The organism is Rhizomicrobium electricum (assembly GCF_011762045.1).
Taxonomy (GTDB): Bacteria; Pseudomonadota; Alphaproteobacteria; order Micropepsales; family Micropepsaceae; genus Rhizomicrobium; species Rhizomicrobium electricum.
The window spans coordinates 68,200-91,151 of the sequence record NZ_JAASQS010000009.1 but is presented as its reverse complement, the minus strand read 5'-3'; the positions used below and the strand labels follow the sequence as shown (position 1 = coordinate 91,151).

The 22,952-nt window shown below is 62.9% G+C and carries 17 protein-coding genes and 1 pseudogene; 5 read left to right on the top strand and 13 right to left on the bottom strand.

Annotated elements, in window-relative coordinates; genetic code table 11:
- Positions 1-95 precede the first annotated feature (95 nt).
- Positions 96-1,682, top strand: a complete 1,587-nt coding sequence (locus tag FHS84_RS17605) for an AMP-binding protein (protein ID WP_208393941.1) — start codon at positions 96-98, stop codon at positions 1,680-1,682.
- Between the two features lie 24 nt (positions 1,683-1,706).
- On the opposite strand, the gene FHS84_RS17600 is transcribed toward FHS84_RS17605, so the two are convergent.
- The 3 genes from FHS84_RS17600 to FHS84_RS17590 all read right to left on the bottom strand — a co-directional run bounded on the left by FHS84_RS17600 (position 1,707) and on the right by FHS84_RS17590 (position 4,863).
- Positions 1,707-2,540 carry an arylamine N-acetyltransferase family protein gene (locus FHS84_RS17600; RefSeq protein WP_166936822.1) on the bottom strand — a complete coding sequence of 278 codons (834 nt, stop codon included), beginning with the start codon at positions 2,538-2,540 and terminating at the stop codon, positions 1,707-1,709.
- 57 nt (positions 2,541-2,597) lie between these two features.
- The gene (locus FHS84_RS17595; protein ID WP_166936820.1) at positions 2,598-4,160 is read right to left on the bottom strand and encodes an asparagine synthetase B family protein; all 1,563 of its coding nucleotides are present in this window, start codon (positions 4,158-4,160) and stop codon (positions 2,598-2,600) included.
- Between the two features lie 64 nt (positions 4,161-4,224).
- On the bottom strand, positions 4,225-4,863 hold the full coding sequence (locus FHS84_RS17590) for a PEP-CTERM sorting domain-containing protein (protein ID WP_166936817.1): 639 nt from the start codon (positions 4,861-4,863) through the stop codon (positions 4,225-4,227).
- A 368-nt stretch (positions 4,864-5,231) separates the two neighbouring features.
- Here FHS84_RS17590 and FHS84_RS17585 point away from each other — a divergent pair, with 368 nt between their 5' ends.
- The 4 genes from FHS84_RS17585 to FHS84_RS17570 all read left to right on the top strand — a co-directional run bounded on the left by FHS84_RS17585 (position 5,232) and on the right by FHS84_RS17570 (position 9,060).
- A complete protein-coding gene (locus FHS84_RS17585) occupies positions 5,232-5,633 on the top strand; it encodes a PadR family transcriptional regulator (RefSeq protein WP_341801842.1) in 402 nt (133 codons plus the stop codon).
- Complete coding sequence (locus FHS84_RS17580; RefSeq protein WP_166936815.1) at positions 5,611-6,513, top strand: sensor domain-containing protein; 903 nt, start codon at positions 5,611-5,613, stop codon at positions 6,511-6,513. The genes FHS84_RS17585 and FHS84_RS17580 overlap by 23 nt, the downstream gene beginning before the upstream one ends.
- A 286-nt stretch (positions 6,514-6,799) precedes the next feature.
- Positions 6,800-8,386, top strand: coding sequence for a peptidoglycan DD-metalloendopeptidase family protein (locus FHS84_RS22290; RefSeq protein WP_166936813.1), 1,587 nt, complete (start codon positions 6,800-6,802; stop codon positions 8,384-8,386).
- Between the two features lie 101 nt (positions 8,387-8,487).
- A complete protein-coding gene (locus FHS84_RS17570) occupies positions 8,488-9,060 on the top strand; it encodes an acetate uptake transporter (protein ID WP_166936811.1) in 573 nt (190 codons plus the stop codon).
- A gap of 58 nt (positions 9,061-9,118) precedes the next feature.
- On the opposite strand, the gene clpB is transcribed toward FHS84_RS17570, so the two are convergent.
- The 10 genes and pseudogenes from clpB to FHS84_RS17520 all read right to left on the bottom strand — a co-directional run bounded on the left by clpB (position 9,119) and on the right by FHS84_RS17520 (position 22,942).
- The gene (clpB, locus tag FHS84_RS17565) at positions 9,119-11,731 is read right to left on the bottom strand and encodes an ATP-dependent chaperone ClpB (protein ID WP_166936808.1); all 2,613 of its coding nucleotides are present in this window, start codon (positions 11,729-11,731) and stop codon (positions 9,119-9,121) included.
- 465 nt (positions 11,732-12,196) lie between these two features.
- Positions 12,197-12,484, bottom strand: a pseudogene (locus FHS84_RS23145) (DUF4167 domain-containing protein); the annotation flags it as partial.
- A gap of 241 nt (positions 12,485-12,725) precedes the next feature.
- Positions 12,726-13,505, bottom strand: a complete 780-nt coding sequence (gene prmC / locus FHS84_RS17555) for a peptide chain release factor N(5)-glutamine methyltransferase (protein WP_166936804.1) — start codon at positions 13,503-13,505, stop codon at positions 12,726-12,728.
- Positions 13,502-14,584: a peptide chain release factor 1 gene (gene prfA / locus FHS84_RS17550; RefSeq protein WP_166936802.1), complete on the bottom strand. Its 1,083-nt coding sequence runs from the start codon at positions 14,582-14,584 to the stop codon at positions 13,502-13,504. The genes prmC and prfA overlap by 4 nt, the downstream gene beginning before the upstream one ends.
- 105 nt (positions 14,585-14,689) lie before the next feature.
- Positions 14,690-15,643 (bottom strand): retroviral-like aspartic protease family protein, encoded by a 954-nt coding sequence (locus FHS84_RS17545; protein WP_166936800.1) that lies wholly within the window; start codon positions 15,641-15,643, stop codon positions 14,690-14,692.
- 21 nt (positions 15,644-15,664) lie between these two features.
- Positions 15,665-16,948, bottom strand: coding sequence for a hypothetical protein (locus FHS84_RS17540; protein ID WP_166936798.1), 1,284 nt, complete (start codon positions 16,946-16,948; stop codon positions 15,665-15,667).
- Positions 16,949-16,959: 11 nt separating this feature from the next.
- Positions 16,960-18,081: a flavodoxin-dependent (E)-4-hydroxy-3-methylbut-2-enyl-diphosphate synthase gene (gene ispG, locus FHS84_RS17535; RefSeq protein ID WP_166936796.1), complete on the bottom strand. Its 1,122-nt coding sequence runs from the start codon at positions 18,079-18,081 to the stop codon at positions 16,960-16,962.
- A 21-nt stretch (positions 18,082-18,102) separates the two neighbouring features.
- A complete protein-coding gene (locus FHS84_RS17530) occupies positions 18,103-19,176 on the bottom strand; it encodes a helix-turn-helix domain-containing protein (protein WP_166936794.1) in 1,074 nt (357 codons plus the stop codon).
- A gap of 256 nt (positions 19,177-19,432) precedes the next feature.
- Positions 19,433-21,700 carry a phosphoenolpyruvate--protein phosphotransferase gene (gene ptsP, locus FHS84_RS17525; RefSeq protein WP_166936792.1) on the bottom strand — a complete coding sequence of 756 codons (2,268 nt, stop codon included), beginning with the start codon at positions 21,698-21,700 and terminating at the stop codon, positions 19,433-19,435.
- 18 nt (positions 21,701-21,718) lie between these two features.
- The gene (locus FHS84_RS17520) at positions 21,719-22,942 is read right to left on the bottom strand and encodes an aspartate kinase (RefSeq protein WP_166936790.1); all 1,224 of its coding nucleotides are present in this window, start codon (positions 22,940-22,942) and stop codon (positions 21,719-21,721) included.
- Between the last annotated feature and the right edge of the window lie 10 nt (positions 22,943-22,952).

The following is a 22,952-nucleotide window of genomic DNA, read 5'->3' as shown; positions in this document are numbered from 1 at the left end:
CAACTTGCCACTACCGTTAACCGGCCGTCTTCGTTAGGTTTATGCAAAACAGCCAAGGCGCGAGCACCTGCTCGCCATCCCTGGGGGAGGAGCATTTGGCCATCGCGACAGTCGCCGCTGCATCCGGCGAAGAGTTGGTGCCGTTCGACATGGTTCGAACGAAGAAGTCCGTCTTCCAGGCGCTGGCCGATGCCCGTGCGATCTACGGTGGTAAACGTCCGATCATCATCGACGGCGACGACCGCGCCATCACCTACGACGACATCGTGCGCGCCTCCCTCGCGCTCGGCCATGCGTTGAAAAAAGGTACCAAGGCGCGCGAAGCCGTCGGCATCATGCTGCCGACCAGCGCCGGTTCTATCATTTCCTTCTTCGCGATCAGCGCGTTCAACCGCGTTCCGGCGATGCTGAATTTCACCAACGGCGCTGCCGGCGTCACCAGCGCCTGCCGCACCGCCAAGATCAAGCGCATCGTCACGGCGCGCCGCTTCATCGAGCTCGCCAAGCTCGACGGCATGATTGCCGAACTCGCGAACATTGCCGAGATCGTCTATCTCGAAGACGTGCGTGAGAAACTCGGCGTGATGGACAAGCTGACTGCCGGTGTCGGTCAGTTCCTCCCCGGCCTCGTCTCGCGCAGCAGCGATCCCGACGAAATGGCGGTGATCCTGTTCACCTCCGGCACCGAAGGCCTGCCCAAGGGCGTCGCGCTGAGCCACGCCAACATTCTTTCGAACGTCGAGCAGTGCCGCGCCCATGTCGCGCTCTATCCCAACGACGCGATGTTCAACCCGCTGCCGACCTTCCATTGCTTCGGACTGACCGCCGGCTCGCTGATGCCGCTCCTGCTCGGCATGAAGTCGATCTATCATCCGACGCCGCTGCAGCCGCACGAAATCGTCCGCCGCATCAAGGCGCACGGCGCGACCATCCTGCTTTCGACCGATACATTCCTGTCGCAATACGCCCGCGCGGGCGAAGTCGGCGATCTCAATTCGCTGCGCATGGCTATCTGCGGCGCCGAGCGCGTGCGCGACGAAACCCGCCAGCTGTTCAAGCGCAAATATGCGATGGACATTCTCGAAGGCTACGGCGTGACCGAGACTTCGCCGGTGGCGGCGGTGAATCAGCCCGGCGCGGCGCGTCCCGGCACGGTCGGCCGCCTGATGCCCGGCATGCAGGCCCGTCTCGAGCCGGTGGAAGGCATTCCCGGCGCCGGACGTCTGTTCCTCAAAGGCCCCAACGTCATGCTCGGCTACATCCGTCCGGAAAATCCGGGCGTGATCGAGCCGCTCAAAGACGGCTGGCACGACACCGGCGACGTCGTCGCCATCGACGAGGACGGATTCGTCGCCATCAAGGGCCGCATGAAGCGGTTTGCCAAAGTCGGTGGCGAAGTGGTGTCGCTGGCCGTGGTCGAAAACTGCGCCTCGGCGGTGTGGCCGGAATTCGCCCATGCCGCGATCGCGTTCCCCGACGGACGCAAAGGCGAAGCGGTTACGCTGGTCACCACCAATCCCGAAGCCGACCGCATGGAGCTGATCGGCTGGGTGCACAATCACGGCGTTTCCGAACTCGCGATCCCGCGCAAGATCGTGCATGTGCCGGAAATCCCCGTGCTCGGCACCGGCAAAACCGATTACGTCAAAGTCGAGAAGATGGCCGCCGCGGCGGTCAAATAAGTCCGCCGGAATTGCTCGCCCGGATCACGGCGCGACTGGGCTGCCGTCGCGTTCGCGCAGTAGTTCCTCGTGCCGGGCGCAGATCTTGGGCCACAGATCGGCGGCTTCAGGCAGACCGAGCTTGAAGATGTCGGACAGTACGTCGACATATTCCGCGGCGCTGTCGACCACGCGATCCGTTTTGCCCGCCGGCGTGGTCTTGCGCAGAACGCGGCCGCGCATCTGCCACACCCCGTCGCCGACATGGTGCTGCAGCACGGCATTCTGCACGAACGGCGACTGCGGCGACGATTGCAGCAAAGCGCAGCGCTCGGACAGCAAGGTCTCGTCGGCCGGCGCCAGCGTGAAATCGAACGACGAGACGCCGCCGAACGCATGATGACGGAGCCGCCACCAGCCGTCGCCCTCGATCTGCGCCAGCGCAAATTCGAAGCCGTGGCTGACGAAGGGGCCGGATACGATCGCGATCGGATCGATCGGCCCGTCGCCGAAACCGACATCGGCGAGGAACGTCCCCTCGTCCACGCGCACCTTCAGAACCAGGTGATTGCCGATGGACTCGTCGCCGCGGCTCTCGCGCAGAACCGCACCGGCGCAGCGCGTCACCTCGAACCCAAGCTCCGCCAGCGCCCAGCCGAACAGGCCGTTCATTTCGTAGCACCAGCCGCCGCGGCGCCTGGTGACGATCTTGTCGAAGATCGCCGGAATCGCCGTGGTGAGCGGCCGGCCGAACTGGACGTCGAGATTTTCATAAGGGATGGCCAGCAGATGCGCGCGATGCAACGCCGTCAGCGTGGCCGCGTCGCGGCGGAGCGGGCCGTCGTAGCGAATGCGGTCGAGGTAGGCGTCAATGTTCATGGTGCGCCCGTGCTAGCACGAGGCACCGGCACTGCACATGCCGTCGCTGCGTAAGGGTTATGCGGATTTCGCAGCCGACGGCGGCGCCGCCGTGATGCGGGCGCGTTTCCTGAGCTGGGGCATGCGGAATACGTCCATGCCCTGGTGCAAGAGCTGCAGGTAATACAGTTCTTCCTTGCTGTGCAGGTTGAACGCCGAATACCGCCGCAGGCCGTCGACGAACTCGATGTCGGAGATGGCATCCTCGAAACGGTCGTCCCAGGCATATTCCTCGGGGGTCGCCTTGAGGCCGGCGCCTTCGCTGAACAGGATTTTCGAACGGTCGCGGATGATGCGCGGCAGATCCTTGGGATAGAGATCGAACAGATCGCGCAACGCCGCCTTGCCGACGCCGTCGCGAACGAGATCGTCGGCCGCCAGACCGCGCGCATAGTTCGCGACCATCGGATCGAGGAACGGGACGCGCGTTTCCAGATTGTGGTGCATCGAGCAGCGGTCGACCCGCTGCAGCGAAATGCGGTTCATCAACCCCAGGCATTCCTCGCGCATGGCGCGGCCGTAGCCTTCGTCGATACCGAACGCCTTTTCGAGCGGGGTGTAGCCGCAGAACAGTTCGTCGGCGCCCTCGCCGCACAGCGCGACGCGGATGTTGTCCTTCTGGATCGCCTTCGAAACCGCCAGCGACACGACGGCACCGCGCACCAGCGCCGGCTCGAAGCTTTCGGTGGTGACCACCGCTTCCGACAACAGCGCAAACGTGTCGTCGCTATGGGGATCGAACGGAACCTTTTTCATGTCGAAGCCGGTGGCTTCGGCATACGCAGCGGCGAAGGGATAATCGACGCTCTCGTGACCGCCGACGAAATAGCCCGACACTTCGGGCCGCACCTGGCGCGCATAATGGGCGACCAGCGTGGAGTCGATGCCGCCGGAGAACATGATCGCGAACGGCAGGTCGGACGGTAGGTGGGATTCCACGGCCTCGCGCAGCAAGGCGTCCAGTTTCTTGCGGTCCGTCGGCTGGAACGTTTCGGGCTGCGGCTGCACCATCGACGGGAACGGCGCGCAGGTGTTGTGCGTCAAAAGGAATCCCGGCGGCAGGGACATCACGTCGCCCTTCTCCACCGTGTTAAGCAGCGGACGCATTTCCGAGCAGAACAGGAAGCCGTTGTCCTTTTGCATGACGTACAGCGGCTTGATGCCGAACGGATCGCGGGCCGCAAGGAACTGGCCGGTGGGAATTTCGTAGGCGACGAACGCATACATGCCGCGCAGCTTGGCGAGCGCGTGATAACCCCAGAAGCGCAACGCATTGGCGAGCACTTCGGTGTCGGAATCGGTGCGGAACCGCGCGCCCAAGGTCACGAGCTCGTCGCGCAGTTCGCGGTAATTGTAGATTTCGCCGTTGAACGACACGGCAAGCTTGCCGTCGAACGAGGTCTGCGGCTGGACCGCGTTGTCGCGATCGATGATGCGCAGCCGCCGCGTACACATGGCGACCGTTTCCTTCGGCTGGCACAGCGGATCGGTGACATCGCCACGCGTGGCGATACCCTGCACCAGACGGTTCACGGCTTCAGCCGCATCCGGCCAATCGATCGCAACGGCAAATCCACACATGCCAAAATCCCCTAGGGCCCGAACTCAGACGTCGAACCCTAAGGGAGCGGCTATGAAGCTTTGATTAACCGTGATTACCGCGCTGATTGCGGACCCGGCGCAGGCCGAACACACCCGCCAGCCCTGCCCCCAGCAACATGATTGTCAACGGTTCTGGCACCGCCGGCGGCGGGGGCAGCGGCAGGCCATGAGAGACGAGTCCAATATCGATGCCGAACAGCGTGGCGCCGATGTTCGCATTGCCCGATTTGCCCGCGTCGGCAATCTTGAAGGACGAAGCACTGGTCAGGGTCACGAGGAAACTGTCGGTTATCTGATCCAGACCGGCGAAATCCCACGACTTGCTGCCGGAAGCCCAGGACAGAATCGCACCGTCGTTCATGCCGGAATAGATCGGTCCGCCAAGCCCGATGGTCACCATATATGTGCCGGGGCCGTAGACGGTTTTGGTCTGCAGCGCGCCGTACGCGCCGGTAGAACCCGCCAGATCGACGTACAGCCCGTTGCCGGGAAACGCCCAGTCGTAGTCGCCGTCGCCGATCAGATCGACCGACCCGGCCGACACGATGAAATTGGCGAACCCCGTGTAATTGAGAGTTGGTGTCCCACCATTCTCGAAATCGAACTGGTTCGGAATGACCTCGGCCTGAGCAGCGGTGATCGCCCCGACGGCGGCTAGAGCCACCCACCATTTACTGAACATGCTATGCGCACCCCATCTTTTGATGGGGAACCAGCAGGTTTAATGCCAAGTTCCGGACGAAAAAGGATTTTGTTATTTAACAAGGAGTTAACAGCTGCCGGAAGCCACGTGAACTCTCATTTGTTAGAAAGGTTGTAAACAACTATGACGGTTTGAAATATTTTCGCCACCCTGCATCCGCAGCAGTCCTCGCCTGCATCTCCCATATGCCAGCGCCAAGCGGGCGTTGGTAACCATCCATTAACCAGTGCAGGTGCCAAGTGCAAAATACCGTGAGGTTGCCACTACTCGGCACTTGCATATTGTGAAGTTCACGCTAGATTGGACTTAGCAATAGCCGAGAGGGCGGAAGAAAACGCGAGTGTGACGTGGCTGAAGAAACGCAATACACGCGGAAATTCCGTAAGGAGCTGATGGCCGGACTGTCGTCCCTGGTCCTGCTGGCCGTGCTCGCACGCGCCGGAAGGGAAATGTACGGATACGAGATCGCAAAAGCCGTGAAGGCGGAAGGCGAAGGCGGACTGATCTTCAAGCAGGGAGCAATCTATCCCGTGCTGCGGTCGCTGAACGCCTTGGGGCTCCTCGAGAGCCGCGTGGAGGCTTCGGCCTTCGGCCCGCCGCGCCGCTACTACAATATCACCGACGAAGGCCGCAAAGCGCTGGCCGAATGGCAGTTCGCCTGGCGCGATATGCGCGAGTTTGTCGACGATGCGCTGAAGGCCGGTATCGCCCCCGGAGGGACGGGTAATGAATATCGTCCAACCGCCTAATTCGGTCCGCGGTTATCTCTCCGAACTGAGGCGCGCCCTCAAGGGCGCCCCGCGCGGATTGATCGCCGACGCTCTCGCCGACTGCGAAGAGCATCTCAACATGGAGATCGCCGGCAATCCCGACATGGATGAAGCCGCGGTCATGGCGACCGTCATCGAAACATACGGATCGCCGCAGGAAATCGCCGAGGAGTATCGCGATATGGAAGCGACCATCACGACGCCGTTCCCGAAGCAGCCCGATGCCGAAATGAGCAATGGCGGCGGCTTTTTCGGTGTCGTATCCGATCCGCGCACCTATGGCGCCCTGCTCTACATGCTGCTGTCTCTGGTCACGGGCGTCTTCTATTTCACATGGACGGTGGTCGGCATTTCGGTCACCGCAGGCACCAGCATTTTGATCATCGGCATTCCGCTGGCGCTCGTGTTCCTGATGTCGTTCCGCATGCTGTCCCACGTCGAAGGACGCATCGTCGAAGGACTGCTCGGCGTGCGCATGCCGCGCCGCCTGCCGGCGGTCAATGCCGACGAACGCATCTGGCCGCAAATCAAGGACGCACTCGGCGACAGCCGCACGTGGACCAGCATGATGTATCTGCTGCTCATGCTGCCGCTCGGCGTTCTCTACTTCACGCTCGGCGTCGTCGGTCTTGCGATGTCGCTCGGCGTGACCGGAATCGCGATCTACTCGCTCGCCAGCAACCAAAGTCACATCGTGATTTCCGGCGTGCCGTGGCTGGAACACCTGTTCCACACCGCGCCGGGCCTGGTACTGCTCGCGGGAATCGGAGTCGTCGTGTTCTTCCTGGTGCTGCACATGGCACGCTTCATCGGATGGACACACGGCAAGATTGCCGAAGGGCTTCTGGTCCGACTCTGACCCTCAAAATACCAACATTAAAACGATTTCAGACATGCGGTGCTTGATCCAAATCAGGTCAAGCGCCGTGTGTCTTTGTGGTCTCATTGTTGCATTGTGCACAGCATGCATGCGACCGATTTACCTATCTTAATGCGGCGGATCGTTCGTACGTGGTCATTCGTATCGTTAAGCGGCGAGTAATGGTTGACGCGCCAGCATTGGCTGAGGCTATATGCGCGCCGCGTGTTGGGCGCTCCGCAAAAGGTTGGGACAACTACAACAAACACCGCTGATTGGAGCTTACGTGAATCGTCGGACCGAATCGTCGCCACTTACCTTTGAGCCCGAATGGACGGGCCCGACACCCGACGCGACACCTTTCAACAACGACAACCGCTGGACGGTCCTGTCCACCTCGATTTCGGCACTGATCGTCGGCTCGATCGCTTGGCTCGCGGTCAACACCATGCCGCCTGTCACGGGCGGCAACGTCGAAAATGCCAGCCGCGGATTCCTGCCCTATCGCCTGTTCCTCCAGTTGACCCAAGGCGGCACCAACGCGCTGTTCGCTTCGGTCGCGCCGATGCCCGGCGTGCAGCAGCAGCCGACCGGCCTCGATCGCGCCGCCAATGCCGAACGCGCCGCGAAGCGCCCCAGCATCGAGACGCACACCATCACGCTCGATGCCGGCGACACGCTGGCCGGTGCGCTCGAGAACGCCGGCATTTCCGCCGACGACGCGAATGCGGCGATCGCCGCGATGGGCAAAGTCCACAACGCCCGCTCGCTCCGCGCCGGTACGGAATTCGAGATCACCTACAACACCCGTCCCGATATCGCCGGCGCCAGCGCCAACGATCCGTCCTCGGACGATGACGACGACAGCGACATGACGAAGGCGTCCGCCGTTCCGGGCGAACCGATCACGCGACTGATCTCGATCAAGTTCTCGCCGTCCGTCGATCACGACATCACCATCACGCGCGCGGCCGACGGCGGCTTCACGGCAACCGACACGATCAAGCAGCTCGTCAGCCACGTCCACCGCGCCGGTGCCACGATCGACGGCAGCCTTTATCTCTCCGCGATGCGCGCAGGCATCCCGACCGACGTCGTCGGCGAGATGATCAAGATGTTCTCGTACAAGGTCGACTTCCAGCGCGACATCCACCCCGGCGACTCGTTCGAAGTGTTCTACGACTACTATTACACGCCGGAAGGTCAACCCGCGCGACAGGGCCAGATTTCGTACGCGATGATGAAGATCGACGGCAAGCCGATCGTGCTCTATCGCTACCAGGCCAATCCCAACGATCCGGCCGAATACTTCGATGCCTCCGGCGAAAGCGTCAAAGGCATGCTGATGAAGACGCCGGTCGACGGCGCCCGCATCACCTCCAGTTTCGGCATGCGGTTCCATCCGGTGCTCGGCTATTCGCGCATGCATAAGGGCGTCGACTTCGGCGTTCCGATCGGCACCCCGGTCATGGCGGCCGGCGCCGGCACCATCGCGTTCATCGGCTGGTCGAACGGCTACGGCCGTTTCGTGAAGATCAATCACGGCAGCGGCTACGCCACCGCCTACGGACATCTGTCGCGCTTCACGCCGGGCCTGCACGTCGGATCGAAAGTGCGTCAGGCGCAGATCATCGCCTACAGCGGCAATACCGGCATGTCGACCGGACCGCACCTGCACTACGAGACGATGGTCAACAGCGCCCAGGTCAATCCGCTCAAGCTGAAGATGGCACAAGGGCGCAAGCTCGGCGGCAAGGACCTTCGCGCCTTCCAGGGCGAACGCCTGAAGATCGACGACAAGCTCGCGGCCACCAAGCTCGAGACCAAGGTCGCCGACGTCGCCACAAACCTGCGCAACGGCGGGACGAAGTAGCCCCTACGGCAGCTTCATATTTTCGTTCGTAAAACATACCAGAATCCGGGAGACTTGACGTCTGCCGGCGCCTCGACCGGCGTTCTGGGAGTGAAATATCCATGGCCAACGAAAACGCGGCGCAGGTCAATCCTGCGGCATTGGGGCTTGTCGGCTTCGGACTCACGACGGTTCTGTTAAGTGCGATCAATGCCGGACTGTTGCCGGCGGGCGGCGAACCCGTCGTGATTCCGCTGGCAATGGCGTTCGGCGGAACGGCTCAGCTTCTCGCCGGCATCTTCGAAGTAAAACTCGGCAATACATTCGGCATGACGGCCTTCATCGCCTATGGCGCGTTCTGGTGGTGGTTTGCACTGCTGCTTTTGTTGGGCGGCAATCACCTCCTCGATCTTTCCGGCGCGCATTCCACCATCGGCGCCGCGCTCGCCTTGTGGGGCGTGTTCACGCTTTACATGTGGGTGGCAACGTTCAAGCTGTCGCGGGCGGTGTTCCTGATCTTCCTCACGCTGTGGATCACGTTCTTCCTGCTTGCCGCCGGCAACCTCATGGCAGCGCCGAATATCACTCATCTCGGCGGCTGGATGGGATTGGTGTGCGGCTGCCTGGCGCTTTACGGCAGCTTCGCGATCGTGACCAATTCGACGTTCGGAAAGACAGTTCTGCCGCTGGGATGAGCGTTTTCCACGCGGACACGCGGAGAGATCGGGTCTCTCCGCGTTGCCGTGTGAAAGATCAGTTCAGACTCTTGCTCGGTGCGTTCTCGTAGGCGAGATCGTCGGGCGTGACGAACTCTTCGCCATTGAGGGTCAGGCCGGAGTGACCCGCCCCGACCTCGACGGTCGAGCCGTCGCCGATCTTGCCTTCGAGCAGAAGCTGCGCCAGCGGATCCTGCAGACGGCGCTGGATCACCCGCTTCAACGGACGCGCACCATAGACCGGATCGTAGCCGGCATTGCCCAGCCATTCGCGCGCCTTGGGGTCGAGCGCGATCGCGATCTTGCGATCCTCCAGCAGTTTCGACAGGCGCCCAATCTGGATGTCGACGATCTTGTCCATGTTGGCGCGGCTCAAGCGGTGGAACAGGATGATCTCGTCGAGCCGGTTGAGGAACTCGGGACGGAAGTGCGCCCGCACCGCCGCCATCACGCTGTCGCGGATGTCCTTGGTCAGCGGGCCGCTCATCAACTCGGTGCCGAGGTTCGACGTCAGGATGATCACGGTATTCTTGAAGTCCACCGTGCGGCCCTGCCCGTCGGTCAAACGGCCGTCGTCCAGAACCTGGAGCAGCACGTTGAACACATCGGGATGGGCTTTTTCGACCTCGTCGAACAGGATCACCTGATAGGGCCGGCGCCGCACCGCTTCGGTGAGCACGCCGCCTTCCTCGTAGCCGACATAACCCGGAGGCGCACCGATCAGACGGGCCACGGCGTGCTTTTCCATGAACTCGCTCATGTCGATGCGGACCATGGCGTTGTCATCGTCGAACAGGAATGACGCCAAGGCTTTCGTCAGTTCGGTCTTGCCGACGCCGGTGGGCCCCAGGAACAGGAACGAGCCGATGGGACGGTTCGGGTCCTGCAGGCCGGCACGAGCCCGGCGCACCGCGTTCGCGATGGCGCGCACCGCCGGTGTCTGGCCGACGACGCGCTGCTCCAGCGCATCTTCCATCTTGAGCAGCTTGTCGCGCTCGCCTTCCAGCATCTTGTCGACCGGAATTCCAGTCCACCGCGAGACGATCTGCGCGATGTGTTCGGGCTGCACGGCCTCGTTGACCATGGCGCTCTGGCGCTTGTCGTCGATCTGCTGCAATTGCTTTTCCAGCCCCGGAATGACGCCGTATTGCAATTCGCCCGCCCGCGCGTACTCGCCGCGACGTTGGGCGATCACCACTTCGGCGCGCGCCTTGTCGAGACGATCCTTCAGGCTTTGCACATCCTGGACCGACTGCTTTTCCTCTTTCCACTTGGCGGTCAGAGTGGCGGATTCCTGCTCCAGGTTCGCCAGCTCCTCCTCCAGATGCACGAGGCGCTCCTTGGAAGCCTTGTCAGTTTCCTTGCGCAAGGCTTCGCGCTCGATCTTGAGCTGCACGATGCGGCGATCGAGTTCGTCGAGCTCGTCGGGCTTGGAGTCCACCTGCATACGCAGACGGCTGGCCGCCTCGTCCATCAAGTCGATGGCTTTGTCGGGCAGGAAGCGGTCGGTGATGTAGCGGTTGGAGAGCTGCGCCGCGGCGACGATGGCGGAGTCGGTGATCCGCACGCCATGGTGCACTTCGTATTTCTCTTTCAGGCCGCGCAGGATCGAAATGGTGTCTTCCACCGTCGGCTCGCTGACGAACACCGGCTGGAACCGGCGCGCGAGTGCGGCGTCCTTTTCGATATGCTTGCGGTACTCGTTGAGCGTGGTGGCACCGACGCAGTGCAGTTCGCCGCGCGCCAGCGACGGCTTGAGCAGATTCGAGGCGTCCATTGCGCCCTCGCCCGCACCGGCACCAACCAGGGTGTGCATTTCGTCGATGAACAGGATCACTTTGCCTTCGGCGGCCATGATCTCCTGCAACACGGCCTTCAGCCGCTCTTCGAATTCGCCGCGATACTTGGCGCCGGCAATCAACGCGCCCATGTCGAGCGCCATCAGCTTCTTGTCGCGCAGGCTTTCAGGCACGTCGCCGTTGACGATGCGCAGCGCCAAGCCTTCCGCAATGGCGGTTTTGCCGACGCCCGGTTCGCCGATGAGCACGGGATTGTTCTTGGTGCGCCGCGACAGCACCTGCACGGTACGGCGGATCTCTTCGTCGCGGCCGATCACCGGATCGAGCTTGCCGGTCTTGGCGAGTTCGGTGAGATCGCGGGCGTATTTCTTGAGCGCGTCATAAGCGTTTTCGGCGGTGGCGCTGTCGGCCGTACGCCCCTTTCGCAAATCGGCAATGGCCTTGTTCAGGTTCTGCGGGGTGACGCCGGCGTCCTTCAGAATGCGGGCGGAATCGCCGGCCGACATCGCCAGCGCCAGCAGCAGGTATTCGGCGGTGACGAAGCTGTCGCCGGCCTTGGTCGCGATCTGCTGGGCATTGTCGAGCAAGCGGGCGGTGTCGTTGTTGAGATAAACCTGCTGGGCGCCCTGGACCTGCGGCATCTTCTGGAGCGCCCTGGCGACGCCATCACGGACCTGCTCCGGGCGGCCTTGGGCGGCGGCGATCAGGCGGGCCGCCAAGCCTTCTTCATCGTCGATCAGCACCTTCAAGAGGTGCTCTGGGGTGAAATACTGGTGGTTGGAACGAAGGGCCAAACCTTGCGCCGATTGAATGAATCCGCGCGCCCTTTCGGTGAATTTCTCAATATCCATGTCTGCCTCTCAAGCCCTCGTCCCCAAAGCCCTGCGCGAAGGCAGCAGCCTAGGACGAGTCCGGTCAACGCACGACCCCGGAATGGGCGTCGCGCCTGAGGGATATGTGGGAATTGAGAGCGGCAGCTACAAGGGGCGCGACAGAATAGGCGCCCTACGGCCCAGACGGGCCACCTCCGCCCGGCTTCGCCTTCAGCGACGGCGCGGCGAGCCGCTGTTCTTCAGCGGAATCCCTCCCGCGCCGATGCGGGGGAGGAATGCCAATGGGCGGGGAACAAAGTGGCGGACTTACTCCGCCACCTCGGACTCTTCGCCTTCGTCTTCGTTCTCTTCGACGTCCTGGCCACCCTCGGCCAGGGAGAAGGACGGAGCGCTGGTTGAGCCGGCAGCGGGAGCGGGCTGATCGCCGGTTCCGGCTGCAGGACGCGGCTGCTGGGCTGCCTGCTGGGCTTGCCACGCCGCCTGCTGCGCCTGTGCAGCAGCCATGATGCGGAAATAGTGCTCGGCGTGCTGCAGATAATTCTCGGCCATGATGCGGTCGCCCATGGCGTTGGCATCGCGCGCGAGCTGCAAGTACTTCTCATAAATATGGGAGGCCGTACCGCGGATCTTCACCTCGGGGCCGCTGGAATCGTAGCTGCGGTTCGGATTGAATCCGCCACCGCCACCGCCACCACCACCGCCGCCACCGCCAGGGTGTCCGCTATGACCGTTTTGCGGCCTGCGGCCGCCTCTCCGTGAACGTTTCACCAAAAAATCCCCTTAGGTTCCGGCCAAGGCGCTTACGGACCATACCGTCCGCTGCGCGCGCAGGAGGCCGCCTTGCATGAACAACATTCGAAATACGTCTTTCGCAGTGCCTGAGGCCGGGCGCGATCAACGCGCCACCATCGCCTGGCCACTAGGCCCGGCGCCTCTCCCCGGAGTCGGAAATTAGCCGTTCGGCGGGGCTATTCCAACACTTTTTTCGCCCCAGCGTCCCGGAACCCGTTATTCAGGGGCCGGTAACCACAACCCGCGGGATTCCCGCGAGATCCGGGGCTATATGGTGCACCGACAATCCGGCCGCCGCCATCAGAGCTTGTACGGACTCGGCCTGCCCGGCACCGATTTCGACAAACGCCGTCCCTGTCAGGTGCTGCCGAAACCCTGCCGCCAGGGCGCGGATCGAATCGAGGCCGTCCGGCCCTCCATCGAGCGCGCCGGTCGGCTCGTATTCGCGAACGTCCGGATCGAGGCCGGCGATGTCTCCCGTCGGGATGTAAGGCGGGTTGGAGACGATGACGTCCCATCCCTCCTCAAGATTTTCCATCCAGTTGCCGTGCTTCAATTCCGCGCGCGTTTGCAGGCCGTGACTGGCAATGTTGCGGGCCGCAACCATCAGCGCCTTGTCCGATTCATCGATTCCGACGCCGCGGGCGTTCGGATATTCCTTTAGTAACGCGGTCAGGAGGCATCCCGATCCGGTTCCGAGATCGAGAATTTTCAGCGGGGCGCCGATATCGGGATAAGCGTCGAAAACCTGTTCGATGACCGTTTCGGTCGCCGGCCGCGGGATCAGGACGCCCGGCTCCACGCTAAATTCGAGGCTCCAGAATTCCTTGTAGCCGACGATGTAGGCGACCGGCTCGTGCCGGATACGGCGCTTCACATAGCTTTCGAAGATGCCCGGATTGCGCTGAGCCGCGTTCCACAACAGCCGCACGTCGAGCCGGGGACTGTCGACACCGGCTTCGGTGAGGCGCCGGATGGCGTCTTGGCGGGGATCGCTCACGCTTCGTCCGATTCAAGTTCGGCGAGACGGCTGGCCTGATCTTCGGTCACCAACGCGTCGATGACGTCGCCGAGATCGTCGCCGGAAATGATCCGGTCGAGCTTATAGAGCGTCAGGTTGATGCGGTGGTCGGTGACGCGCCCTTGCGGGAAATTGTAGGTGCGGATGCGTTCGGAGCGGTCGCCGGAACCGACCAGCGATTTGCGTTCCGATGCGCGGGCGGTATCGACGCGGCTGCGCTCCATCTCGAACAGGCGCGCCTTGAGCAGCTTCATCGCCTGGGCTTTGTTCTTGTGCTGGCTCTTTTCGGTCTGCTGCGCCACTGCGATGCCGGTCGGGATGTGGGTGATGCGCACGGCACTCTCGGTCTTGTTGACGTGCTGGCCGCCCGCGCCCGAAGCCCGGAAAACATCGATGCGAAGGTCTTTTTCGTTGATCTCGATATCGACATCTTCGGCTTCCGGCAGCACGGCGACCGTCGCCGCCGAAGTGTGGATGCGCCCGCCCGCTTCGGTTACCGGCACGCGCTGAACGCGGTGAACGCCGCTTTCGAACTTCAGCTTGGCGTAGACGCCCTGCCCCTGCACGTCGATCACGGCTTCCTTGATGCCGCCGAGATCGGATTCGGAAAGGCTCATCAACTCGGTCTTCCAGCCCTGAAGCTGGCAATAGCGCTGGTACATCTTGAGCAGGTCGCCGCCGAACAGCGCCGCTTCGTCGCCGCCGGTCCCGGCGCGGATTTCGAGGATCGCGGACGAATTGTCGGCCGCATCCTTGGGCAGGAGCTGGATCTTCAGGGCATGTTCGAGCTTGTCGAGCGTGGCTTTCAACTCGGCCCGCTCTTCTTCCGCCAGCGCCCTCATCTCCGAATCGGTGGCCGGATCGGCGATCAGCGCCTCGGTGTCTTCGAATTGCTGCTGCGCGTCGCGATAAGCCCGCACCGCCTCGACCACCGGCGACAGTTCGGCATGCTCCTTCGACAGCTTGACAAAGGACGGCCCGGCGACGCCGGACGACAGCTCCGCCTCCACTGCGTGGAAGCGGTCGAGCAGGCGTTCGAGTTTGGCAGTCGGGATCATGGGGTCGGGCGGTTCGGCTGGGCTGTTATAGAGCGGATAGCGAATAGCGAATAGCGCGCAGGGAAGAAACCCCCTATTCGCGTCAGCCTTTAGTCGCCGTTCGCGCTAACCGTGTTTCCGGCTCACCCAGGCCGCCGCCGAGGCCAATTTCAGGCGGAATTCCTTGCGGCCGTAATCGATCGTCACGGTCTGGAATTCGCGCAGGAAATTGAGACCGATCAGCAGCGCCGGCTCATCCGCCAGATTCCAGATGCGGAACACGTCGAGATCGGCCGCTGCGATTTCGCAGCCGGAGAATTCGAGATTGCCGAACAAAATGGAATCGACCTTCACCACCTTGCCCATCCGGCTGCCGCCGGTCACGCCGGTCAGCTCGATATCACGATCGCTGTTATTGCCCGGTCCGCGTTCGGCAAGCGCGCGCCGCAGCGCCTCGTTGCCTGCCGAAACCTCCGCGCCGGTGTCGATGAACGCCGTGGTCACGACGCCGTCGACACGGCAGGCCATGGTCCGCAGATGTCCGTCATCGCCGGGCGCTGCAATCAACGTTTCACTGCCTAAGCGTTCCACCCACGCGGCCGACAAGCTGTCGATGACCCGCAAGGTCCGGCGCTTGAAGTCGAATACCACGCGGTTGCGGCCGATGGCGTCGAGCCCGAGGAAGCCGTCTGCTTTGAGCAGCGAGCGCGGCAGCACCGGCAGTTCCAGATTGGAGCGTTCGAGCGAGCCAAAACGCAGTTCGGCGACCGGTACACTCGGCGCCTGCATGGACCGGATGATGCCCTGCACCATTACATTGCGGCCGACCGGCAGATGCAAAGCCTGGGCGACGTCTTCGGCGATCACGCTGCAATCGGCGCCGGTATCGATGATGAAATGAAACGGACCTTTGCCGTTGATGCGGACGGCAGTGGTCAGTTGGCGGTCCCTGACTTTGACCTGCGCCGGCAGCGGTTCGAAGCCAGGCTGGCTCTGGGCTAAAGCAGGGCCCGTGAGAGCGAGCGAAGCAAGCCCACCCCCGATCATTTGCCGGCGCGGCATGGCAATCCTGGACAGCATAATTTCCCCCAAAACGACTCTCTAATGGCGTCGTAACGGAAGCATGCTAACAGGATCGGCTGGGGCCCGGCAGATCATTTCTACGCGACCGAGCGACTGGCGGACGAAGGCCAGCACGATGGCCGCCAGGACCGCGACAACGTACCACCATACGCATTCGCGAAGGACCGAAAGGCTCCAGGACAGAGGCAGCCAGCCCAAACGCGAGAGCGCGTTGCGGATCACCTCGGCCCATAGGCAGACCAGCGCGCCCCAGACCGCCCAGCGGGCCAAGCCCGACCGGCCCGAAATCCGCAGAAGCCCCGGAATGGCCAGCAGCAGGAAAATGGCGCGATAGGAGTTGTTGGTCTGAAGCAGAAAGCAGCCGACTGTAATCAATGCTCCGGCCAGGAGCATCACCGTCTCCCGCCGTCCCCACGGGACGATCCGGGCGAACTTGCCTGAGTGCCGGACGGCAAACCACGCCAAGCTTGCCACAAGAACGAATTTGATGGTCGGCACGGTCCAATCCGGAGTCCCGAACATACGCCGCGTCAACAGCGGCAATACACCGGCGCCGAACATATCGCTGAAATATTGATAGGCCGGAATCTTGTGTTCGACGATCGCCATCTGGGGTGCGTAGTGCCAGACGAAAACACCCATGACGGCAGCAAACGCAACGACGATCGCGGCCAATACACGCGGCCTTTCGCGTAGCGCCAATGCGCCGAGGAGCAGAGGATAGAATTTGACGAGCGCACCGCCGAGCGCGACGGCGTAGAGCCACATGCGTCCGCGCAAGCTTCGCTGGCTGGCAAAGATCGCCAACACCGCCGCGGAAAAGACGATCACGTCGATATTCGCACGCTCGACGGCGTAGAATGTCGCGTGCGAGCAGCAGGCAAGTGCCGCGATCGCCAACGCGCCCGGACTTCGCGGGCGGAAGACGAACGGCAGCAGCAGCAGGAATACGAGATCGATCACCACCCCGGCGGCGACGGCATTGCGGGTACCGATCCATTCGAGCGGAAGGTCGACCAGCAATGGCGAATAGTTTGCGGTGCGGTGATACGGGGCGGGATCGCAGGGATTGTCGACGTAGACGTTGTGACCCCGGCGGGCGCATTCCGACCAAGAGATTACGCCTTCAAGATCGAAGAACGGCACCGCGTGCGGCCCGGCTTCGCGGGTATGCACCGGCAGGATATTGAATCCGGAAAGCAATCGGTCGTAGGCGACCGAAGAGGCCGCCCACACCAACGCGATACCGCCATAGAACACGGCGATCACGGCAAACAGCAGAAGTCGATTCCGCCCAGCCAAGGCGGACGCCGTCACTCGGCCGCAGCGTTGCGCGCGGCTTCGATTTCGGCGGCTTTCTTCTCGACCAGCTCGACCACATGATCGATCAAGTCCGGATTCTGAATCCGGTAGACCGGCTGGCCGTTGAGATAGATCTGGCCGTGACCTTTGCCGGCGCCGCCGCCGGTGAAGCCGATGTCGGTTCCCAGCGCTTCGCCCGGACCGTTGACGACGCAGCCGATGATCGAAAGGCTCATCGGCGTCGTGATGTGCTTCAAGCGGTCTTCCAGCGTCTTCACCGTGTTGATCACGTCGAAGCCCTGGCGGGCGCAGGACGGGCACGAAATGATGTTCACGCCGCGCGCCCGAAGCCCCAGCGATTTCAGGATATCGAAACCGACGCGCACCTCTTCCACCGGATCGGCGGACAAGGAAACGCGGATGGTGTCGCCGATGCCGGCCCACAAGAGATTGCCGATGCCGATGGCCGACTTCACGGTTCCGGAGATCAGGCCGCCGGCTTCGGTGATGCCGAGATGCAGCGGGCAATCGATCGCTTCGGACAATGCGTGATAGCTCGCGACGGCGAGGAACGCGTCGGACGCCTTCACCGAAATCTTGTATTCGCGGAAGTCGTTGTCGTCGAGAATGCGGGCGTGGTTGAGAGCGCTCTCCACCATCGCTTCCGGGCACGGCTCGCCGTATTTGTCCATCAGGTCTTTTTCGAGCGAACCGGCGTTGACGCCGATGCGCATGGCGCAGCCGTGATCTTTGGCCGCCTTCACCACCTCGCGGACGCGATCGGCCGAGCCGATGTTGCCGGGATTGATGCGCAGGCACGCCGCGCCAGCTTCCGCTGCCTCGATGGCGCGCTTGTAGTGGAAATGGATATCGGCGACGACCGGAATGGTCGAGGCCTTGCAGATCGCCTTCATCGCCGCCGTCGATTCCTCATCGGGGCACGAGACGCGCACGATATCGGCGCCGGCTTCTTCGATGCGGCGGATCTGATCGATGGTCGCCTTGGCGTCGGCCGTGACCGTGTTGGTCATGGTCTGCACGCTGATCGGCGCGTCGCCACCGATGGCGACCGAACCGACATGAATTTGCCGGCTCTTACGCCGTTGGATTTCGCGATAAGTGCGCACGCTCATGGCAACCCTTCGTCAGGACTCTTACCTGCCGTGGTTACCACCATTGCGATCCATAATCGACTGCGGATCGAGCGAAATAAGTTCGGCGGTTTCCTGGGATTTTCCAGCAACACCGGCCACGCTGCCGTCGAGTTCCACTTGGATTGCCCCGGCATTCGATGTGGTTAATGTCACGCCCGGAATGTTCGGAACGCGATAGCTGTCGCCCGCTTTCAGCAGGCGGTTCTGATACACGACCGGCCTGCCGTCGGCGCCGATGCGGCCCAGCACGAGAATGCGGACGGAATCACGAGCCCGCAGCACGACACGGGCACCCTTGTTGGTGGCGCCATAGACCTGCCCCTGCGGGAGCGGCGGCGCAACCACGGCCTGCGGCGGAACCGCTGCGGGCTGCTGACCGGGTGTTCCCGGTTGCGGTGTTGCCGGTGTCTGGCCCGCGACGGGCGCCTGACCGGGAACCGCAGCGTTCGCCGGAGATGTACCGTCCGGCGCAACCTGCCCCTCCGGAGCCGTCGCGGCGGGCGGCGGTGCGGGCTGCTCGACCGGTTTCACGATCGGCTTATGCGCGACCGGACGCTTGACCATCGTCGGCACAGGCTCGACCGTTTTTTCGTTCATCATGCGATCGACGGACGCGGCAACCTGATACGCGCCGATCAAGACCAGGATCACAACGGCAACCGCCATGATCTTCCAGCCGTGCGGCATGCGATGTTCGGCATCTTCGTCGATCACGGTGATCGGTTGAATGGTAGGATCGCTGCGGCCGGCGATTTCGGCCTTGTAACGCTCGACGCACTGCACCGCATCGAGACCGAGATAGTCCGCGTACGAACGAATGAAGCCAACCGCATACGTGCGGCCCGGCAGCGCTTCTACGCGATCTTCTTCGAGAGCCTCGAGATGATCTTTACGGATCTTCAGCACATGGGACACCGTCGCCAGGTCGTCGCCGCGGCGCAATCGCGCCGTCCGCAGATCCTGACCCACCGTATCGAGCGGCGCGTCCATGTCGTCGGAAATTTCGCGCAAATGGATGCGCCTGCGCTCGAGAGCGCCGTCATTGTCGAGGGTGAGCCGCGTGACTTTGGTCATGGGGTGAAAAGTACCTGAAATGCGCCGCCGACGAGGCTCGCAGCAGTAACTATCCCGTTGCTTCCATTAGTAACTTATATCGCTTCGTCAAGCCACGGAAATAACGGTTTTTACGGTTAGTACAAGTACGCCCAGATTCGATTCCGGGACCGAACGGCAGAAGCCCGGTTGTTGATGATATTGCGACGCCCCGCAACGCACACGGCTGTGACCTATTCCGGTGTGCAGAAAGCGCCATTCGGCCACAGCCGGCCGTCTATTTCAGAATCACGCCGCGTTCCGCCGCAAAACCGATGAGCCGCGCGCGCAGCGAGTGATCTGCCCGCCCGCACAGCTTGTCCACATACTGGCTGATCTCGCTGTAATTGAGGCTGCGGATCATCATTTTAACCGGTCCAATGTTGCCAGGGGACATTGACAACTTACGAATTCCCAATCCAATCAATGTCATAGCGTCTAGCGGCCGACCCGCCAGCTCGCCGCAAAGGGACAGTTCCCCACCGGTTTCCTTGGCGCTCTGCACAATCTGCCGGATCATGCTGAGGGTGGCCGGATTGAGCGGATCGTAGCGGCGCGACACCCGCGGATTGGTGCGGTCGGCGGCAAAGGCGAACGATAACAAATCGTTGGAACCGATGGACACGAAGTCGGCGCTGCGCATGAGCTGCGGCAGCATGAAAGCCAGCGACGGCACCTCCAGCATGGCCCCAACCTTGACCTGCCGCGGCTGGCGCTGCCCCAACAGACGCGCCCGTTCGATTTCGCGGTCGACCAAGGCGCGGGCGGCGTTGAACTCGGCGACGGAGCTGATCATCGGCAGCAGGATTCGCAGCACCCTGCCCGCCGCCGCCGCGATCAGCGCGCGCACCTGGTACCGCAGCAACGCTGGGCGATCGAGCGCGATGCGGATGGCCCGCCAGCCCATCGCCGGGTTCTCTTCCCGCTCGAATCGGGCGTAGGGCAGAACCTTGTCGCCGCCGAGGTCGAGGGTACGGAACGTCACCGGCTTGTCGCCCGCCGTATCCATCACCTCACGGTAGAAATCGGCCTGATGCTGGAGTTTCGGCATGTTGTCGCCGACCATGAACTGGATCTCGGTCCGGAACAGGCCGATGCCGTCGGCGCCCGATTCTGCGAGGTGCGGCATATCGAGCAGCAGGCCCGCGTTCATCATCAGCTTGATGCGGACACCGTCCTTGGTCTCCGCCGGCAGGTCGCGGATGGTGGCGAACTGGGCAACCCGGTGCTCGCGCAGGGTCCGCTTGGCCACGAAGGCGTGGACGATCTCCTCGCCCGGCCTGAGATGCACTTCGCCGGCTTCCCCGTCGAGCACCATCATATCGCCGCTGCGCGCCGCGTCGGTGAGGCCCTTGCAGTCGCTGACCAGCGGCAGCCCGAGGGCACGCGCCACGATGGCGACATGCGATGTCGTTGCCGCCTCTTCCAGCGCCAGTCCAACCAGACGGTCGCGGCGGTAATCGAGCAATTCGGCCGGCCCCATGCCGCGCGCGACAAGGATGGAATCGCTCGGCATATCCTGGCCGCGATGACCGATCTCGCCGACCAGATGCCGGAGCAGCCGTCGCGCCAGATCGTCGAGATCGTGCGCCCGCTCGCGCAGCAGCGGATCGGGAATCTTGGAAAGACGCAGGCGCATCTCGTCCTGCCAGCGTTCCACGGCCGCTTCGGCGGTGAGGCCCGAACGGATGGCATCGCGCATCTTCTGACGCCAGCCGGCATCGTGCGCGAACAAACGATAGGTCTCGATCACCTCGCGGCTCTCGCCGGTGAGATCGAGTTCGCCGGAATCCAGCATGCGATCGACGGATTCGCGCAGCTTGCCGATCGCCTCTTCGAGGCGCGCCAGTTCGACCGAGGGGTCATCGGCGATCATGCGATCGACTTTGACGCGCGGCTCGTGCAGCACGACGTGTCCGACCGCGACGCCTTCCGCCAATCCTTCGCCGGCGAACTTGCGCGGCTTATCGGGCGACAGTTCGGGCTCGTCGAGTTCGGCGACGTTGAACAGAACGCCCTGTGCCACCACCTCCGCCAGCACCATGGCGACGGTCTGCAGCGCCTCGACTTCCTCTTCCGCATAAGTGCGCGCGGCACGGTTCTGCACCGTCAGCACGCCGAACACCTGCCCGCCGCGCACGATCGGCACGCCGAGGAAGGAGTGATACGGATCTTCGCCGGTTTCCGGGCGATAGGAGAACCGCGGATGGCTGGGCGCGTCCGACAGATTGACCGGCTCGCCTGTCTCCACCACGAGACCGACGAGGCCCTCGCCCGACCGCATGCGGGTGTTATGGACGGCCGCCGCGTTCAGGCCTTCGGTGGCGAACAGTTCGAGCGAGCGGCCGGCACGCCTTAAGTAGATCGAGCAGACTTCGGCGACCATATTGGCGGCGATGACCGTGACCAGCTTGTCGAGGCGCGTCTGCGCGCTCGTCTGCTCGGCCATGATCTCGCGCAACCGCCGCAGCAGCGTCCGTGGACCGGCGGCTGCAACGGGTGCCATGTCAATCGCCCCTCATCATCATGCGACGTCCAGCTCGTAAACCGAATGCAGTGCGCGCACGGCGAGTTCGACGTATTCTTCGGGGATCAGCACGCTGACCTTGATCTCGGATGTCGAGATCACCGAAATGTTGATGCCCTTTTCCGACAGCGTCTTGAACATCTTCTGCGCCACGCCCGGATGGGCGCGCATGCCGATGCCGATGATCGAAATCTTCGCCATGTTGGCGTCGGACGTGATCTCGCGATAACCGATGGCCTCGGCCGCCTCTTCCAACGCCTTCAGCGCGCGGGCCAGTTCGGTACGCGGGCACGTGAAGGTCAGATCGGTGCGCTTGCCGTCGTCGGAGACGTTCTGCACGATCATGTCGACATTGATGCCGGCGTCGGCCAGAGGCCCGAAAATGGCGGCGGCGATGCCGGGACGGTCCGGGATCTTCATCAGCGAAATCTTCGCTTCGTCGCGCGAATAGGCGATGCCGGTGACCGGTTTCTTTTCCACGATGTCTTCCTCGTCGCACAGAAGCGTGCCGCCCGCGTCGGGGTCGAATGTCGACAAAACCCGGACGGGCACGCGGTGTTGCATAGCGATTTCCACCGAGCGCGTCTGCAAGACTTTGGCGCCCAGCGAAGCCATTTCCAGCATTTCCTCGAAGGCGATCTTTTCCATGCGGCGCGCCTTCGACGTGATGCGCGGGTCGGTGGTGTAGACGCCGTCGACGTCGGTGTAGATGTCGCAAAGATCGGCCTTGATCGCCGCGGCAACCGCCACGGCCGACGTGTCGGAACCGCCGCGGCCGAGGGTCGAAATGCGCTCGCCTTCGGCGACGCCCTGGAAGCCCGCGATCACGGCGACGGTGCCGGATTCGAGGCAGGCATTCAGGTTCTCCGGCGGCACGCCTTCGATGCGGGCCGAAGCATGCATGTTCGAGGTTTTCATCGGCATCTGCCAGCCGAGGAAGGACCGGGCCTTGACGCCCAGGGCCCCGAGCGCGATCGCCAGGAGGCCGCAGGTCACCTGTTCGCCCGAGGCGACCACGGTGTCGTATTCCTTGGGGTCGTATTGCGGGTCGAGGTCGTTGATCAGCTTGACCAGCTTGTTGGTCTCGCCGGCCATGGCCGATACCACTACGGCAACCTGGTTGCCGCGGTCGACTTCCTTCTTGACCAGCTTGGCGACGTTGCGGATGCGATCCAGGTCGGCAACCGACGTCCCGCCGAATTTCATCGCAATCTTCGCCATGACCCTGCCC

Excerpts from the sequence above, each read along its gene's own strand:
- FHS84_RS17580 (WP_166936815.1), top strand. The coding sequence starts at position 5,611 with ATGAATATCGTCCAACCGCCTAATTCGGTCCGCGGTTATCTCTCCGAA.
- FHS84_RS17570 (WP_166936811.1), top strand. The coding sequence starts at position 8,488 with ATGGCCAACGAAAACGCGGCGCAGGTCAATCCTGCGGCATTGGGGCTT.
- FHS84_RS17520 (WP_166936790.1), bottom strand. The coding sequence starts at position 22,942 with ATGGCGAAGATTGCGATGAAATTCGGCGGGACGTCGGTTGCCGACCTG.
- clpB (WP_166936808.1), bottom strand. The coding sequence starts at position 11,731 with ATGGATATTGAGAAATTCACCGAAAGGGCGCGCGGATTCATTCAATCG.
- ptsP (WP_166936792.1), bottom strand. The coding sequence starts at position 21,700 with ATGGCACCCGTTGCAGCCGCCGGTCCACGGACGCTGCTGCGGCGGTTG.
- FHS84_RS17545 (WP_166936800.1), bottom strand. The coding sequence starts at position 15,643 with ATGCTGTCCAGGATTGCCATGCCGCGCCGGCAAATGATCGGGGGTGGG.
- FHS84_RS17595 (WP_166936820.1), bottom strand. The coding sequence starts at position 4,160 with ATGTGTGGATTTGCCGTTGCGATCGATTGGCCGGATGCGGCTGAAGCC.
- FHS84_RS17530 (WP_166936794.1), bottom strand. The coding sequence starts at position 19,176 with ATGACCAAAGTCACGCGGCTCACCCTCGACAATGACGGCGCTCTCGAG.
- ispG (WP_166936796.1), bottom strand. The coding sequence starts at position 18,081 with ATGAGCGTGCGCACTTATCGCGAAATCCAACGGCGTAAGAGCCGGCAA.
- FHS84_RS17590 (WP_166936817.1), bottom strand. The coding sequence starts at position 4,863 with ATGTTCAGTAAATGGTGGGTGGCTCTAGCCGCCGTCGGGGCGATCACC.
- prfA (WP_166936802.1), bottom strand. The coding sequence starts at position 14,584 with ATGATCCCGACTGCCAAACTCGAACGCCTGCTCGACCGCTTCCACGCA.
- FHS84_RS17600 (WP_166936822.1), bottom strand. The coding sequence starts at position 2,540 with ATGAACATTGACGCCTACCTCGACCGCATTCGCTACGACGGCCCGCTC.